Annotated in this window: 1 protein-coding gene; it reads left to right on the top strand. The window is 63.7% G+C overall.

Annotated elements, in window-relative coordinates; translation table 11 throughout:
- Window positions 1–2,797, top strand: a 2,797-nt coding sequence (locus E4631_RS25590; RefSeq protein WP_135318682.1) for an efflux RND transporter permease subunit, incomplete at both ends; no start/stop codon positions are given.

A 2,797-nucleotide genomic window follows, 5' to 3' on the forward strand; every position in this document is an offset into this window, starting at 1 on the left:
CAGAACACCGGCGGGGCCTACCTCGACAAAAATCCCACCGCCTATTCTATCCGTACCGAGGGCCTGGTGGCGAACCCGCAGGACATCGGCAACATCGTGGTCAAGAGCACCAAAGCGGGGCTGCCCATTCTAGTGCGCGACGTGGCCGAAATCCGCTTGGGCTCGGCCGTGCGCTACGGGGCCATGACCCGCAACAACGAGGGCGAGGTCACCGGCGGCATCGTGCTCATGCTCAAGGGCGCCAACGCCAACGACGTCATCAAGGCCGTCAAGGAGCGCATGGTCACCATTCGCAAGTCGCTGCCCGAGGGCGTGGTCGTGGACGTCTACCTCGACCGCTCCGACCTGGTGGGCCGTGCCATTCACACGGTTACCAAGAACCTGATTGAAGGCGCGTTGATTGTAATTTTCGTGCTGGTGGTGTTTCTGGGCAACCTCCGGGCGGGCCTGGTTGTGGCCTCGGTCATTCCGCTGGCCATGCTCTTTGCTATCAGCATGATGCAGCTCTTCGGCGTGTCGGGCAACCTGCTTTCACTCGGAGCCATTGACTTCGGCCTGGTAGTAGACGGGGCAGTGATTATCGTGGAAGGCATCATCCATCGGTTGCATTCCGGGGGGCAGTTGGGCCAGAACGGGCAACTGACGCAACGGCAGATGGACGGCGAAACCTACCACGCCGCCGCCGGCATCCGCGACTCGGCGGGCTTTCCCGAAGTCATTATCCTCATCGTGTACCTGCCGCTGCTGGCCCTGGCCGGCATTGAGGGCAAAATGTTCAAGCCCATGGCCGAAACCGTGGTCTTTGCCATCGTGGGGGCCCTGATTCTCTCGCTCACCTACGTGCCCATGATGGCCGCGCTCGGGCTAAGCCGCAAGACCGAGCACAAGCGCAATTTCTCCGACAAGATGATGAGCTGGCTCGAAGCCCGCTACCGCCCGCTGATTACACTGGCCCTGGCCCGCAAAACCATCGTGCTCGGCACGTCCGTGGCCCTGCTGGTGGGCACCATCCTGCTGTTCCGCACGCTCGGCGGCGAGTTCATCCCGCAACTGAGCGAAGGGGACTTCGCCGTGGAGATGCGCGTGCTGACCGGCTCCTCGCTTAGTTACACCATTGAAAAAGCGACCCAGGCGGGGGCTATCCTGAAAAAGCAGTTTCCCGAGGTGAAAGAGGTCGTGGCCAAGATTGGCTCGGCCGAAATTCCGACCGACCCCATGCCAGTGGAGGCCGCCGACGTAATGGTGACGCTCAAAGACCCCAAGGACTGGACCTCGGCCAAGTCGCAGCCGGAGCTGGCCGAAAAGATGGCCCGCGCCCTGAGCGTGATTCCGGGCGTCACCTTCGGCTTCCAGCAGCCCATTCAGATGCGCTTCAACGAGCTGATTTCGGGCGCCAAGCAGGACGTAGTAATGAAAATTTACGGGGAGGACCTCGACCAGCTCGCCGACTACGCCACCCGCACCGCTACGCTGGTGCGCCAGGTGCAGGGGGCCGAAGACGTGTACGTGGAGCAAGTCACCGGCCTGCCACAAATCGTGGTGAAGCTGGACCGCAACAAGCTGGCGCAGTTCGGCCTGAACGTAGAGGACGTGAACCGCACCGTGCAAACCGCGTTTGCCGGGCAGACCGCCGGGCAGGTGTTTGAGCAGGAGCGACGCTTCGATTTGGTGCTGCGCTTGCCCCCGGCCCTGCGCAAGGACATTACCAGCGTGCGCCAGCTCTTCATCGCCACCCCGCGCGGCGAGCAGGTGCCCCTGGAGCAGGTGGCCGACGTAAGCTTGGTGGAAGGCCCCAACCAAATTCAGCGCGACAATGCCAAGCGGCGCATTATCGTAGCCTTCAACGTGCGCGGCCGCGACGTAGAGAGCGTGGTCAAAGAGTTGCAGGGTAAAGTAGACCAACAGCTCAAGCTTGCCCCCGGCTACTACACCACCTACGGCGGCCAGTTCGAGAACCTGCGCGAAGCCTCCCAGCGGCTGAGCATTGCCGTGCCGGTGGCCCTGCTGCTGATTTTCGGCCTGCTCTTCTTCACCTTCCGGTCCCTGCTGCAGGCCACCATGATTTTTACGGCCATTCCGCTCTCGGCCATTGGCGGGGTGCTCTCGCTCTGGCTGCGCGACATGCCGTTCAGCATCTCAGCCGGGGTAGGCTTTATTGCCCTTTTCGGCGTGGCTGTGCTCAACGGGGTGGTGCTTATCGGCTACTTCAACCAGCTTAAAAAAGAGGGGGTCACCGACCTGACGCAACGCATTCTGGAAGGCACGGCCACCCGGCTGCGGCCGGTGCTGATGACGGCCACGGTGGCGTCGCTGGGCTTCTTGCCCATGGCCCTGGCCACCTCGGCGGGGGCCGAGGTGCAGCGCCCCCTGGCCACCGTCGTGATTGGTGGCTTGGTCACGGCTACCTTGCTTACGCTGCTGGTGCTGCCGGTGCTGTATGCCCTGGCCGAAACCTGGCAGGCGGCGCACGGCGAATACGAAGGGGATGAGGAGCCAACGGCCGAACCGAAGCCACACGCCGGGGTGGCCGGGCCTGCCCCCAGTACCCCACTGGTGGCAGGAGCCGTTTTGCTGCTGCTGGCCCTGCCGCTGGCCGGGCGGGCCCAGCAAGTGCAGCTTAGCCCGGCTGGGGGGGGCTTCACCGCGCAGCAGGCCATTACGCAAGCCTTGCAAAGCAACGGCACCGTGGCAGTGGCCGAACGCTCGCTGGAAGCACAGCAAGCGCTGCGCCGCACCGCTACCGACGTGGGCCGCACGACCATCGGCGTCACCTACGGGCAGTACAACACCTACCGCC

Origin of the sequence: Hymenobacter sp. UV11 (assembly GCF_004684095.1) — a bacterium.
Classification (GTDB): domain Bacteria; phylum Bacteroidota; class Bacteroidia; order Cytophagales; family Hymenobacteraceae; genus Hymenobacter.